The sequence below is a fragment of the Vibrio coralliilyticus genome (assembly GCF_024449095.1).
GTDB classification, from domain to species: Bacteria; Pseudomonadota; Gammaproteobacteria; order Enterobacterales; family Vibrionaceae; genus Vibrio; species Vibrio coralliilyticus_A.
Window position 1 is genome coordinate 3,236,038 of record NZ_CP024627.1, and the last position, 12,699, is coordinate 3,248,736.

13 protein-coding genes are annotated in these 12,699 nt (G+C 46.2%); 5 read left to right on the forward strand and 8 right to left on the reverse strand.

Translation table 11 applies throughout. The features are described 5' to 3' along the window. Positions 1-2 precede the first annotated feature (2 nt). From ubiB to CTT30_RS15280, 4 genes are read right to left on the reverse strand one after another with little or no spacing between them, the layout of a single operon-like run. Positions 3-1,637: a ubiquinone biosynthesis regulatory protein kinase UbiB gene (gene ubiB / locus CTT30_RS15265; RefSeq protein ID WP_239870067.1), complete on the reverse strand. Its 1,635-nt coding sequence runs from the start codon at positions 1,635-1,637 to the stop codon at positions 3-5. Beyond that, positions 1,634-2,239 (reverse strand): ubiquinone biosynthesis accessory factor UbiJ, encoded by a 606-nt coding sequence (locus tag CTT30_RS15270; protein ID WP_239838746.1) that lies wholly within the window; start codon positions 2,237-2,239, stop codon positions 1,634-1,636. The genes ubiB and CTT30_RS15270 overlap by 4 nt, the downstream gene beginning before the upstream one ends. 15 nt (positions 2,240-2,254) lie before the next feature. Beyond that, positions 2,255-3,037, reverse strand: coding sequence for a bifunctional demethylmenaquinone methyltransferase/2-methoxy-6-polyprenyl-1,4-benzoquinol methylase UbiE (gene ubiE / locus CTT30_RS15275; protein WP_252035553.1), 783 nt, complete (start codon positions 3,035-3,037; stop codon positions 2,255-2,257). 56 nt (positions 3,038-3,093) lie between these two features. Then, positions 3,094-4,644, reverse strand: a complete 1,551-nt coding sequence (locus CTT30_RS15280; RefSeq protein ID WP_252035554.1) for a DNA recombination protein RmuC — start codon at positions 4,642-4,644, stop codon at positions 3,094-3,096. Positions 4,645-4,808: 164 nt separating this feature from the next. Between CTT30_RS15280 and CTT30_RS15285 the strand changes: the two genes are divergently transcribed. Further along, positions 4,809-5,714: a DMT family transporter gene (locus CTT30_RS15285; RefSeq protein ID WP_252035556.1), complete on the forward strand. Its 906-nt coding sequence runs from the start codon at positions 4,809-4,811 to the stop codon at positions 5,712-5,714. A 5-nt stretch (positions 5,715-5,719) separates the two neighbouring features. Here CTT30_RS15285 and CTT30_RS15290 read toward each other — a convergent pair whose 3' ends face one another. Further along, entirely contained in the window at positions 5,720-6,544 is an 825-nt protein-coding gene (locus CTT30_RS15290) for an HDOD domain-containing protein (RefSeq protein WP_239838750.1), read from the reverse strand. Between the two features lie 242 nt (positions 6,545-6,786). Here CTT30_RS15290 and CTT30_RS15295 point away from each other — a divergent pair, with 242 nt between their 5' ends. The 3 genes from CTT30_RS15295 to CTT30_RS15305 all read left to right on the forward strand — a co-directional run bounded on the left by CTT30_RS15295 (position 6,787) and on the right by CTT30_RS15305 (position 9,816). Then, entirely contained in the window at positions 6,787-7,548 is a 762-nt protein-coding gene (locus CTT30_RS15295; protein WP_252035559.1) for a winged helix-turn-helix domain-containing protein, read from the forward strand. Further along, on the forward strand, positions 7,545-8,006 hold the full coding sequence (locus CTT30_RS15300; protein WP_252035561.1) for a hypothetical protein: 462 nt from the start codon (positions 7,545-7,547) through the stop codon (positions 8,004-8,006). The genes CTT30_RS15295 and CTT30_RS15300 overlap by 4 nt, the downstream gene beginning before the upstream one ends. 328 nt (positions 8,007-8,334) lie before the next feature. Further along, a complete protein-coding gene (locus tag CTT30_RS15305) occupies positions 8,335-9,816 on the forward strand; it encodes an aerolysin family beta-barrel pore-forming toxin (RefSeq protein WP_252035563.1) in 1,482 nt (493 codons plus the stop codon). Between the two features lie 67 nt (positions 9,817-9,883). Here CTT30_RS15305 and CTT30_RS15310 read toward each other — a convergent pair whose 3' ends face one another. The 3 genes from CTT30_RS15310 to ftnA all read right to left on the reverse strand — a co-directional run bounded on the left by CTT30_RS15310 (position 9,884) and on the right by ftnA (position 12,110). Further along, the gene (locus CTT30_RS15310; RefSeq protein ID WP_252035565.1) at positions 9,884-11,077 is read right to left on the reverse strand and encodes a BaiN/RdsA family NAD(P)/FAD-dependent oxidoreductase; all 1,194 of its coding nucleotides are present in this window, start codon (positions 11,075-11,077) and stop codon (positions 9,884-9,886) included. A 107-nt stretch (positions 11,078-11,184) separates the two neighbouring features. Continuing rightward, positions 11,185-11,508, reverse strand: coding sequence for a universal stress protein UspB (gene uspB, locus CTT30_RS15315; protein ID WP_239838755.1), 324 nt, complete (start codon positions 11,506-11,508; stop codon positions 11,185-11,187). Positions 11,509-11,582: 74 nt separating this feature from the next. Continuing rightward, positions 11,583-12,110, reverse strand: coding sequence for a non-heme ferritin (gene ftnA, locus CTT30_RS15320; RefSeq protein WP_239838756.1), 528 nt, complete (start codon positions 12,108-12,110; stop codon positions 11,583-11,585). A 155-nt stretch (positions 12,111-12,265) separates the two neighbouring features. On the opposite strand from ftnA, the gene uspA reads away from it, so the two are divergent. Continuing rightward, complete coding sequence (uspA, locus tag CTT30_RS15325; RefSeq protein ID WP_239838757.1) at positions 12,266-12,691, forward strand: universal stress protein UspA; 426 nt, start codon at positions 12,266-12,268, stop codon at positions 12,689-12,691. The last annotated feature ends 8 nt before the right edge of the window (positions 12,692-12,699 follow it).

Here is a 12,699-nt window from a genome sequence, read left to right on the forward strand (position 1 = left end):
GTCTATTGACGATAAGCTCGCCAACTGAGCAGCCAAAATGTGACACCGCCAATAGCCGTGGCCATCGATAACTGCTCGTACGGGCTGTTGACCAATATTGCCGAGCATACGACTAATGTGGCCCCAACACCAAATAAAAATTTCCCCGTTGCCTGCTGACGCTTCGTAGTACGGTAACCCTGATAGAGCTGGTCCATACGCTGATTCATCATCTTGCCTTGGCGTAAGCTGTCATATAGAAGCTCTGGCAATTCAGGCAACTTCTCAGCCCAAAACGGCGCACGATCTTTGATCGCATTTATCACGGCTTGCGGGCCAACCTGATTCATCATCCACTCTTCAAGGAATGGCTTCGCAGTTTGCCAAAGATCAAGCTGAGGATAAAGCTGACGACCTAAACCTTCCACGTACAGCAATGTCTTTTGCAGTAGCACCAACTGGGGCTGAACTTCCATATTGAAACGGCGAGCAGTATTGAACAGATTCAGTAGTACATGACCGAATGAAATCTCACATAGCGGCTTAGCAAAAATGGGCTCACACACTACGCGGATAGCAAATTCAAACTCGTCGATGTTCGTTTCACGTGGAACCCAACCCGACTCAACATGCAACTCGGCAACACGGCGATAATCTCGATTGAAAAACGCCAAGAAGTTTTCCGCTAAATAACGCTTATCTTCGCTATTTAGTGTGCCAACAATGCCACAATCCAAACCAATCCATCTTGGGTTATGTGGATGATCAGGGCTTACAAACACGTTGCCCGGATGCATGTCAGCATGGAAAAAGCTATCACGGAAGACTTGAGTGAAGAACACACTCACGCCACGCTCAGCCAGCAGCTTCATATTGGTGCCGTTGGCTTTCAAGCCTTCAATGTCCGAAACTTGGATGCCGTATATTCGCTCAGAAACCATTACAGTTTCATTACTAAAATCAGTAATTATTTCAGGAACGTACAGTTCTTCACTGCCTTCAAAGTTCCTTCTTAACTGAATCGCGTTTGCCGCCTCTCGTCGTAAGTCTAATTCATCGAGTAAGGTTTTTTCATACTCGCGCACCACTTCGACGGGTTTTAAACGACGTGCTTCAGGTAAAGCTTTGGCGACTATACGCGCCATTCGATACATCAGTTTTAGATCTGCATCAATGACCGGACGAATATCTGGCCGGATAACCTTTAATACCACTTCTTGGTTAGTTGATTTGAGCTTGGCAGTATGGACCTGAGCGATGGAAGCTGACGCCAGTGGTGTAATATCGAAATCACTAAACCAATTTTCCAGTGGTCCCCCCAACGCCTGTTCAATCTGCTCTTTAGCTAATTGGCCATCAAAAGGAGAAACCTGATCCTGAAGTAACGCCAGTGGGTCAGCAATGTGAGCAGGAAAGAGATCACGTCGGGTCGACATCATCTGACCAAACTTAATCCATACTGGCCCCAACTCTTGCAACGCAAGGCGTAGCCTTTCACCTAACTCTTTGTCCGCATGTTGTTTTTTAATCCAGAATAGGGCTTTACGAGCAAGCAAAGGCGCTTTGGTTAACTGATGATTAGGCAACAGCTCGTCCAGTCCATATTCGAGCTGAACTTTGATAATACGGTAGAGGCGTTTTAATTCTGCCGGAGTCATGCGCGCTCCAGTAATTGATTCAACTTGGCTTCAAGACGAGCCGCTTGGCTTGTAACCTCATCCACCTGATCGCAGAAATGGGCTATTTCCAGTGGTGCAGGCGCCAGTTTCCACTCTTCGGTAATAACCTGTGCCAAATGGTTTTGGTGCTTGTTTGCTTTGGTTTTAACCAACTGGCCAAGGTTCGACACGCCTTGTACTAAGCTGTGCGCTACGACATCCCCGGTCACACGAGAAAGCCACTCTTCGATGTCTGGCTTACAATCTGTCATTAACTGAGAAAACTTCTGAGCTAGCTGAATATCCCCTTCCAAGATCACTTTATCTTGTTTGATCAGCTTGGTGATATTCGACTGCTCACGCAGTTCAGGTAGCACAGAAAGGTTAAGTGACAGATAGCAATCCGGTTCCCCTTCATAATGAGCCAACACATCAATTTGTTGGCTAAACACAAAGGTCAATGTCTTATTAAGCTCTTTAAGGTGAACTTGAATCACTTGACCTTTAAGGCGGGAAAGACGACGCCCTAACTCTGGGTCGTCGTTAATCAATGTATTGAGAGTCGATTCAATCGCAGCAGTGACAAGAGGTTCAAATGGCATAGCAATCCTCTAACCTCAAAATTTGTAACCACGGTGCAGCGCAACAATACCGCCAGTCAGGTTGTAGTAGCTGGTCTTGTCGAAACCCGCTTCTTCCATCATGCCTTTGAGCGTTTCCTGATCTGGATGCATGCGGATAGACTCTGCCAGATAACGGTAACTCTCCGAATCATTCACCACCAGCTCGCCCATTTTGGGTAGCAGATGGAAAGAATAGGCATCGTAAATTTTCGATAACGGCTCGAGTACTGGCTTAGAAAATTCCAGCACCAATAGGCGGCCACCTGGTTTTAAAACGCGGAACATCGAGCGCAGTGCTTTGTCTTTGTCTGTCACATTACGCAGACAGAAACTGATAGTGATGGCATCAAAGTAATCATCTGGGAAAGGCAGTTCTTCGGCGTTAGCTTGAACATAATGCACGTTACCCACAATGCCTTTGTCACGCAGTTTGTCGCGTCCCACATTGAGCATTGAGTTGTTAATATCAGCCAGAACCACATGACCTTTTTCACCGACAATGCGAGAGAACTTCGCCGTCAGATCACCCGTCCCCCCACCTAAGTCCAGCACACGTTGACCCGGGCGCACTCCACTACAATCAATCGTGAAACGCTTCCAAAGACGGTGCACACCACCGGACATTAAGTCATTCATGATGTCGTATTTGGCGGCAACAGAATGGAATACTTCTGCGACCTTGGCGACTTTCTCTTCTTTGGCTACCGTGGTGAAACCAAAATGCGTGGTTTCATTTGATTCTAAAGCTGTATTCGACTGCACGCTTGTATCCGTCATGATGATTCCTCTTCGAGCAACGCTATGAATAAATACGGCTGAGCGCTGCGGGGCGATTAGTTTACTTTATCCTCAGCCGGATGTCTTTCCGCGATAGAATCATTTTCACTCAGCGCATTATTTTCTGTGAGCCCATCATACTGAGACAGCTCCGTCAGACTCGGCGATATTGGCTTTTTGACCTCCACTCCCAGTTGCTTAAAGCTTTCTGCTTGACGAATCACATTGCCTCGACCAGTCGCAAGCTTGTTCATCGCGCCTTGATAACTCTGATTGGCCTTGTCCAACGCAGCACCAAGACCTTCCATATCGTCCACAAACAGGCGCAGCTTGTCATACAGTTTACTGGCTCGCTCGGCAATGATTTGTGCATTTTGATTCTGTCGTTCATTGCGCCATAGATTATCAATCGTACGCAATGCCACTAGTAAAGTGGTTGGGCTAACTAAGATGATATTGTGTTCCATCGCATCCTTCACCAGATCGGGGTCAGCCTGAATCGCAACCTGAAACGCTGGCTCAACAGGGATAAACATCAGCACGTAATCGAGACTCTGGATTCCTTTCAGTTGATGATAATCTTTTTGTGATAACCCTTTAATATGTGACCTTAATGATAGTAAGTGGTCACTTAATGCTTGTTCCTGCTCAGAGTTAGATTCCGCATTGAAATAACGCTCATACGCCACCAGCGTCATTTTAGAGTCGACTACTACCTGTTTATCTTGCGGCAAGTGGACAATCACATCCGGCTGATAGCGCTTACCTGCTTCATTTTGCAAGCTAACCTGAGTCTGGTACTCGTGCCCTTCGCGTAATCCAGACTCGGCCAATACTCGGGCAAGTACCACTTCACCCCAGTTACCCTGCTGTTTGTTATCGCCTTTTAATGCTTGGGTGAGGTTAACCGCTTCACGCGTCATCTGTTCATTGAGGCGTTGTAGGTTTTTCAGCTCATGGACTAAGGTATGGCGCTCCTTCGCTTCCACCGTAAAGCTATCGTTGACCTGCTTCTTAAAGCCTTCTAACTGCTCTTTGAGTGGAGTGAGCAAACCTTCAAGACTCTGGCGGTTTTGTTGATCAACTTTGGCAGTTTTCACCTCAAACAACTGATTCGCAAGGTGTTCAAATTGTTGCTTTAGACGAGTTTCGGCCTGCTCTAACAATTGCAGTTTGTCGCGATTGGCTTTGTTTTCTTCCTCATGACGCGCTTCTTGCTCTCTGAGCTGAGCTTCGAGCTGCGCTTTCTGATCGCGGCTGTGGTTTAACTCCTTGGCGTATTGCTCACGTTCTTGCTTAACCGCCTCGAAGTAGCGTAACTTTTCCAGCACCGCCATCAGCTTGCCATGAGACTGTTTTAACTCATAGGCAGCTTTGTCTCGCTCACTATCCAGCTCATCCAACTCCTGATAGGCTTGCTCAAGCTCTTTTTTTAACTGGGTAATTTGCGTATTAGCGAGCTGTTGATTGGACTCAAGCTGCTGTTTGAGAAGTTGTTGATCAAAACGCATTTTCTGCCTGATCCACCAACCAACTCCGAGCCCGCTGATTGCAGCGCTGCCTATAACACTAATAAGTAGGGCTTGGTTGTCCAGAATCCATTGCATAATCAAGGTTTAACTCTTATTTCAAGTACTGTTTCAATGGTATTTTACCACTGGATAAATGTCCAGTTTGTCGACCAGATATCGAACAGCTAGACTAAGCGCTCTTTAATTCACCTCACCGCCAATCACCAACAACTCGAGTGTTGGTTTAATGAAGGAACATCATGAACGAGCGACGTGCTTTAGGTTTTGCTTTGTCTGCCGTCTTACTGTGGTCTACCGTTGCCACCGCTTTTAAATTAACTCTCGCAGAATTTACTCCAATACAAATGCTAACCGCTGCCAGCGTAGTTTCAGCTGTGGCTCTGACAGCCGTATGCCTATTCCAAGGTAAGCTATCTTCGCTATCAAGCACCTTCATGGCCAACCCTTGGTATTACTTGTTACTCGGGTTGATCAATCCACTGGCTTACTACGTGATTCTGTTCAAAGCGTATGACTTACTTCCTGCCTCACAGGCACAAGCGATCAACTATAGCTGGGCAATTACACTGACCTTGATGGCAGCCATCTTCCTCGGTCAGAAGATCCGCAAACAAGATTGGCTGGCGTGTACATTGAGTTATTTTGGCGTCATCGTGATCGCTACTAAAGGTGACATACTGGGGCTGAGCTTTGAAAGCCCCGTGGGTGTTGGGTTAGCTCTATTGTCTACGTTGCTTTGGGCCAGTTATTGGATCCTGAATACCAAAAACAAGGCAGACCCTATCGTCGGCGTCTTGCTTGGCTTCTTAGTGGCGATCCCGTTTGCAGTTGCTCTGAGTGTGTATGAAGGCGCTCATTGGCGTGGCATCTCATTACAAGGTTGGTTAGCGGTGACTTATGTGGGCTTGTTTGAAATGGGAGTGACTTTCGTCCTTTGGCTCAGCGCACTCAAACTGACACAAAACACCGCGCGTATCAGCAATCTGATATTCGCTTCACCGTTTATTTCTCTGGCGCTGCTTGCCACAGTTATTGGTGAAGATATTCACCCGACCACTCTGATAGGTTTGCTTCTGATCATTACAGGATTGGTGATCCAGCAGATCAAATTGGGCAAAAAAGATCTCACTCAATCAACCAATTAACATTATTAGAACAATTGATAAGCCATCTCACTTCCCTGACCTCGTACCTCATCAATTTTTCCAGTGAGGTCAGGAGAAACACGCAATGCCGCTGCGGCTTTGTGTCGACTCAAATACCCTTGCTTCTCATCTATACTGAGCATGGAATCCCATTTACGGTCAATATCGCGAGCTAAAAACATTAAGCAGGCGAGCCTTTTTGATTCCACCGCCTTGCTTGGATGATTCACATTGGCGATAGCATCAATCAATTCTGAGGGAAACTTCCAGCTTTCCGCTAAGGCCGCCCCCAATTGCTGTGCGTCCGTACCGAGCACTTCTCTTTGCACTTCAACTGGATTCTCTCCTTCTGCAACCCGACGGCTTATCTCCAACGCTTTTTCAGGCTCTAAGGAGTGGATCATCAACTCTCCAATATTATGTAGTATGCCGGCAATAAACGCTTCATTAGGGTCCACTTTGACGTCCTTAGCGATGGTACTGGCAACAGTTGCAACCTCAAAGGTACTGGCCCAGTAATCTTTAATATTGAGAGTTTCCAATTTGGGAAAGGTGGAGGCGAGAATAGATGATGAAATCAAATTTCGAATCGCGCCGACACCAATGCGCACAATCGCATCGTTGATGTTCGACACTCCTTTTACACCACCAAATTGCGCTGAGTTTGCCATCCTTAACACACGCGCTAACAACACCTGATCCATGGCCATTTTCTTTGCCAGTTCACCAAAATCAATTTGCTCCCTGTTCACCATCTCCAGCAATTCCTGAAGCACACTTTCGATTCTGGGTAATTCATTAATTCTTGAGATCAGCGCTTGATAGCTCATATACCACTCCTTCAACAAGTTCTGTCCTCATTTACTATAGGATAGAAATTCAGCAAAAGAGGGATAGCCACAATATCACGCTTCCCGATCAAGAGGGCTTAGCAGAAAAACAAGCGATAAATTCAATAAGAAAAACTGAATAATTGATCAAAAAATATTCATGCGTTCGCATTGTCGTAATAGTATATTGATCCTCTCAATAAGAATTGAGATGACAACAATAACTATAAAAAGCTGGCTGTATGATTCTATTCCACTCCGTTCAGAATAAGCTTTCGACTAAGCAACGCGTCATAAGAATTGGCTATCGTGAAGCGCAGGTACTTGACCTGCTACTCAAGCACTCCCCTGAGGTCGTCAAAAAACACGACATCGTTCAACATGCTTGGGGCAGCGAGTATATTGGCGAGACTTCACTGGCGAAAAGCATTAGTACACTGAGGCAAGCCCTCGTTAAACTGGGCGCAAAAGAGTCCCCGATTGTGACGGTGCCTAAAGTCGGTTACCGACTGGTAGGCCATTGTATTGCGTATGCACCTGCCGCTCTTCCATCACAAACCATCAATCGTGAAGCAAACACTCCCCTAACTGCAACACCATCAAGTCACTCTCTTAAATTCAAGCTGTCTTTTGAGGAGTGTAAATCGCCACTGTGTTATGTTGTAGCGATTGCACTACTGTTTGCATCAGGCATTCTGGCTTTAAGCAAGCTGCACGGATGGCGTTGGGAAGACATTCCCAGTGATCAGTATCTGACTCAGCACACCATAGGACAGCTACAAGTCTTTACAGAGCCACAAACTCGACTTAGCCTGCCACTGCGTCAGCTTTTATCGAAGAACCAGTGTGATTGCGTGGTTTATATCGAGAAAAACGAGCACTTTTCTGAACTCTCATGGCTAGATAAACAGCGCCGACAGTCCATCAATATCTTCTACGCCCCCAGTCAGCTCAAACAAGTTTCGGCTCAGATTGAACGTTTTGTACAGGAGGGGCAACTATGATCCCCTACCTAACACTAGTGATTGCCGCGATTGTCTTCTCGACTGTCTTAAGCCTACCTTGGTCAAATCGTATTGAAGATAATCGCTATCAACACAGTGAAATTCATATTCAGCCTAACAATCGAGTCTTCCGCTCTGATGGATTGACACGAATTGAAAACAACCAAGTGGTGCATTTAGCCTCGCTTCAAGATGAGAATATGGATCAGCCGATTGTGATTCGTTTTCAGGGCCAAGCGGAATCATTCCGTCAGTTTGGTTTTTCATTGTCTGGTATCATCAACCTGCTCTCGGTACAAACGTTAACCCCCGTGATGAACGATGCGACCATTTCGCCCTACCTCTTGCTCAATGACGACCCTTACACACTTGATATCGATATTCTTTATTCCACTGACCGTTTCGTGATTGTGCGTGATAGGCAAACAGGCCGAGTTCAACTGCTGGCTAAGCGATAAACATCGACAAAGCTCACCAGCCTAAGCGTTATCTTCCCATGGTTTAGCCAGTACAGGTCCTCCTGTTCTTCCTCCTACCTAAACACATCACAATTTTTCTAAATCCCATCGAAGCAAGATCACACCCATCAATCAGCGATGATTTTCATTACATAAAAATGACAAATAACACAATTCAACCAATTGAATTTAAATAGAAATAAAATTCAACTCTTTTCAGTATTGTAAATTACATGACTATGGAAAGGTAAACCTGTTGCTTTGATAAGCAGCCAATAATGACAACACAACTTCATAAAACTAAGAAAAATCACGAAAGGAAACGTCTATGTCTACGGTGAAAAAACATGTGTTATCAGCAGCGGTACTTTCCGTTCTCTCTGCAGGCGCACAAGCCAAGATTTACCCTGATCAGTTAGTACTTGATCAACTGGGTGAAGATGTCTGCCGTTCTGGCTACCGCCCTATCGATCGATTCGAAGCCTCTGAGCAAAAGGACTACATTGTTTCTCGCATGGGTCAGTGGCAAATCGCAGGACTAAAGGACAACTGGGTGATAATGGGCTCTGGTTACCATGGTCAAATCAAGCAGGATAACCCCAATAGCAGCACTTGGTGCTACCCTGACAACGCTTTGTCTGAAATTCCAAACTACCCTTCTAAACCCATCCCAGAAGGTGATGAACTGGACATTCAGTATGAGCTGGTAACTGATCACTCCAACTTTGTTCGTCCATTAAGCTACCTTGCTCATTATCTCGGATACGCTTGGGTTGGCGGTAACCATAGCCAATACGTCGGCGAAGATATGGATGTCAGGCGTGAAGGTGACAGCTGGGTAATTCAAGGCAACAATGACGGCTCATGCAGTGGCTATCGCTGTGATGAGAAAACCAAAATCACCGTCGATAACTTTGCCTATACTCTTAACGACAGCGATTTCTGGCACGGCACTGTGACTGAGTCGGATCGTCAGTTGGTAAAAACCGTGACGGCAGTCGCCCGCAACAACAGTGATATCCCGCAACAAGTAGTAGTGGATCTGAAAGTGGATGAGTCTACCAACTGGTCTAAAACCAACAGCTATGGTTTTGCTCAGAAGGTATCGACAGAAAACACCTTCAAATGGCCTTTGGTCGGTGACACCAAACTGACCATCACTCTAGAAGCCAATCAAAGTTTCGCTAACACGAATGGTGGCTCCACCAGCGAGCAGGTGACGCTTCAAGCAAGACCAACCGTACCTGCAAATTCTGAAATCCCAATTCGTGTCGAGTTGTACCGTTCGAGCATCTCCTATCCGTATCGCTTTGGCGCGGATATCAGCTACGATGTCGAATTTAATGGCTTCCTACGCTGGGGTGGCAACGCGTGGCATTCTCATCCTGACAACCGCCCTTACAAAGCACACACCTTTACGATGGGACGCGGTAGCGAACACTCCGCAGATATCCGTTATCAATGGGATCACCGCTATATTCCTGGTGAAGTCAAATGGTGGGATTGGAGCTGGGCCATCAACGAGAATGGTTTAGGTAACATGCAGTACGCAACAGGAGCCAGCCTACGTCCGTTTTACTCTTACGTCTCTGGGGATTTCTACGCCGAATCTCAATTTGCTGGCACGATCGAAATCGGTCAAGCCACACCGATTGGCACTGCAGCACAAGGCAGCCGCGTCAAACGCTCAGCGGAAGCTCTGGTGAGTGAACGAATCGGTGATATCGAAGTCACCACTAACTTCGATGCACAAGAACTCGAGGCTCTTGGCTTCGGTGATGCTCAGTTGACCATTACACCAGCTAAATAACTTGCCCATAGGCCAATATGCAAAAACGGAAGAGCTCCCCACTCTTCCGTTTTTTATTCGTGAGAATTTATACCCACTGGCCAGCAACAAAGCCTGAGCTCCAGCACCACTGGAAGTTGTAACCTCCGAGCCAACCTGTCACATCCATTACTTCACCAATGAAATACAGGCCTTTAACATCCTTGCATTCCATCGTTTTTGACGACAAGTGATCAGTATCAACGCCACCTAGTGTTACTTCTGCAGTGCGATAGCCTTCTGTTCCGTTGGGTGCGATGGTCCAGTTTTCTAGCTGCTGGGTAATCTGTTTCAGCTGATGAACGCCAAACTGCTTGAGTGGCATATCTGTCAGCACTTTACGTTCAATCAGCACTTCCACTAAGCGCTTCGGCAACACTTTGGCTAAGGTATTTTTCAGGCTTTGGTTCGGGTGCTTTTCCAAAGAGCGGATCAGCAAAGTATCAATATCTGCATCCGGTACAAGATTCACAGTTACCGCTTCGCCTGGCTTCCAGTAGGACGAGACCTGTAGGACAGAAGGTCCAGATAATCCGCGATGAGTAAACAGCAAGGCTTCTTTGAAGGTTGTATTGCTTTGCGTGGTGATTTCGACAGGAATCGCGATACCGGACAGCTCAGCGAAATCCTCTTTATCTTCTTTGTGTAAGGTAAACGGCACCAAGCCCGCCGTCGTCGGCAACACAGGCAAGCCAAATTGCTCTGCTACTTTGTAGCCAAAGGGCGTCGCGCCCAGTTTTGGCATCGACAATCCGCCAGTCGCTACCACCAAGGAGTGACACTCAATCACCTCGGTATTAGCGTGAAGCTCAAAGCCCGTGTCGGTTTTTTCGATATGGTGAATGTCCTGACGATAACGTTGCTCGACCGTCGGCAAATCACACTCTGCAAGTAGCATTTTGACGATGTCTTTCGAGTCGCAATCACCGACACAGAACAGCTGGCCATGGTCACGCTCTTCAAACTCGATTTCATGCTTGTAGATCATCGAGATAAAGTCCCAGTTGGTGTATTGGGCCAATGCTGACTTCACGAAGTGTGGATTACGACATAAGTAATTTTTGGCTGAGACATCGTAGTTAGTGAAATTACAGCGACCGCCGCCCGAGATGAGGATTTTTCGGCCCGGTTTTTTAGCGTGATCCAGCACAAGCACTTTTCGCCCACGCTTACCTGCTTCTGCAGCACACATCAAGCCAGCCGCACCTGCACCGATGACGACCACATCAAACTTTTCCGTCATGACCTTTTCTCAACCAAAATCCAATAAAAAAGGATGTGCGTTTAGCACATCCTTAGCCAGTTTCGGCGCTATTCTAACGGCAAATGCAGCGCTTGCCAAATCACCCGTTATAAGATGAACGCCGCAAATAGCGTCACTCCAAGCAGTGAAGTTGAGAGAATAAAGAGCTCTCTCACTCGCTCACATTTACCGGTAAACACTTCATCGTGATGATGGTGGTACTCTTTGCTCTTCAGGTAATGGAACAGCCTCACTTGTTTAGTGACATTACCATGAGTGGTAAAGAAGCCATTTCCGTCGACTTGCTGATAGAGCAGCGGATGCGCTTCACGCATGATGTAGATAAGAGAACGCAGCGCAGTTAGATACCTAGCCATATTGACTAGAGTCACTAGCATCAGCGTGAATAGAATAGTATCAGCATTGATCATCTTTTCCTCCCTACACCTTCTATACGAAGCCCAGAAGAAAAAGACGATCTGCCTAGAAAGTCTTTAGCTGAACATTATTCAGCAGGGGCATCCATGATAGAAGATGAACCTTCTTTCGCTAGAGCTGCTAGGTCTTTGTCAATGAAGAACAGTGCTTTACCATCTTCACCCACTAACTCTAGCTTGTCTAAAATCCCTTTAAACAACTTCTCTTCCTCGTGCTGCTCAGCGACGTACCACTGCAAGAAGTTGAAAGTAGAGTAATCTTGAGATGTAAACGCTAAATGAGCCAGCTTATTGATTTTTTGAGTAATCATCTGCTCATGCTCATAGGTTTCACGGAAGACGTCGCCTAGGCTGCCGAACTCATGCTTTGGAGCATCAATCGCCCCTAGAATTGGCATCGCACCTGTTTCGCTCACGTAAGTGAATAGTCTTTGCATGTGCTCCATTTCTTCTACGGCATGCGCACGTAAAAATTCAGCAGCACCTTCAAAACCGTTGTCTTCACACCAAGCACTCATTTGTAAGTATAGATTGGATGAGAAAAATTCGAGATTAATTTGCTCATTCAATTGATCAACCATTGCCTGTGAAAGCATTTATCACTCCTAATTAACTCGATGAACTTCAATGAACTATATCATTTCCACACCATAACACTTTGACGAATGAATGTGGATCTGAGATCACCACGGCAAAAATTTTCTCACCTTAGTGCTAACCTATAATCAGATACCTAAATGGAGGTAGCACTATGAGTTATCAACATATTTTAGTTGCTGTAGACCTATCTGAAGACAGTAAAATCTTAGTAGATAAAGCGGTGGCTCTTGCCAAGCCTCTCGGCGCCGATGTCTCGTTTATTCATATTGATGTCAACTACGCTGAACTGTATACCGGCTTGATTGACATTAACCTCGCCGAAACCCAGCATCAGGCTATCGAAGCCTCTCAGCAGCAACTGCAGAGCTTTGCTGAGCACGCCAATCACCCTATCAAGCACACCTTAGTTGGTAGCGGTGATCTAGGTAATGAGCTGTGCGATACCATCAAAGAATTCAACATCGATTTAGTGGTATGTGGTCATCATCAGGACTTTTGGAGCAAACTGCTGTCTTCCACCCGACAGCTGATCAATTGCTCTCCGGTCGACATGTTGGTCGTGCCACTTAAAGACTGATCGCGGCT